Source organism: Roseisolibacter sp. H3M3-2, assembly GCF_029211165.1.
Lineage (GTDB): Bacteria > Gemmatimonadota > Gemmatimonadetes > Gemmatimonadales > Gemmatimonadaceae > Roseisolibacter.
Genome location: NZ_JARGEK010000730.1, coordinates 1 through 841, shown reverse-complemented (window position 1 = coordinate 841; position 841 = coordinate 1). Strand labels below are relative to the sequence as shown.

The window sequence follows — 841 nt, the reverse complement described above, 5'->3', positions numbered from 1 at the left end:
GCGGCCGCGGGCGCGCGCAGCAGGGCGGCGAGCACCGACCGCGGGCGCGGCCCGTCGCGCGGCGCGTCGCGCCCGGCGATCATGGTCGCCACCGTATCGGCCGTCGCGTCGACCAGCGTCGCCGCCTGCTCGAGCAGCGCCGCGGCGTGCCCGACGCGCTCCCCGGGCGGGGCCGGCGCCGCGCCCGTTCCCGGCGGGGGCGCACAAGGGGACGCGCGGCAAGGTCGCGGTGTACGGCGGCGCGCCGGCGCGGGGCTGGTGCGGCTGGTGGTCGCGGTGGAGAGCGTGGCCGCGGTGCAGGGCGGGCTGCCGTCGGCGCTCGCGGCGCCGTGGCCCGACGACGACGATGCGCTACGGCGCGCGGTGGACGACCGGGCGGACGCGCTGTTGCTCGCGCCCGAGCTGGGCGGCGACGCGCGCGCGCTGTGCGAGCGCGTGCTGCGCGCGTGGCGCGGGCCGGAGGTGGTGGACGCCGACGCGCTGAACGCGTTCGCGGGCGACGCGAGGGCGCTGGGCACGCTGCTGCACGGCCGCCCCGCCGTCGTGACGCCGCACCCGCTGGAGCTGGCGCGGCTGCTGGGCGTCGACGTGCGCGCGGTCGTCGACGGCCGCTACGAGCTGGCGCGCGACGCGGCGGCGACGCTGCACGCGGCGGTGCTGCTCAAGGGAACGCCGACCGTGGTGGCCGACGCGGACGGCGTGCGCGTGGTGCCGACGGGCGCGCCCGCGCTGGCCACCGGCGGGAGCGGCGACGTGCTGGGCGCGATCCTCGCCGCGCTGCTCGCCGCGCAGGGCGACTCGCCGGCCGCCGACCTGGCCGCGGAGGCGGCGTGGGTGCACG

1 protein-coding gene is annotated in these 841 nt (G+C 81.6%); it reads left to right on the top strand.

All coding sequences use genetic code 11. The features are described 5' to 3' along the window. Positions 1-258: 258 nt before the first annotated feature. A partial coding sequence (locus tag PYV61_RS26050; RefSeq protein ID WP_275836803.1) for an ADP/ATP-dependent (S)-NAD(P)H-hydrate dehydratase occupies positions 259-841 on the top strand: 583 nt, incomplete at its 3' end.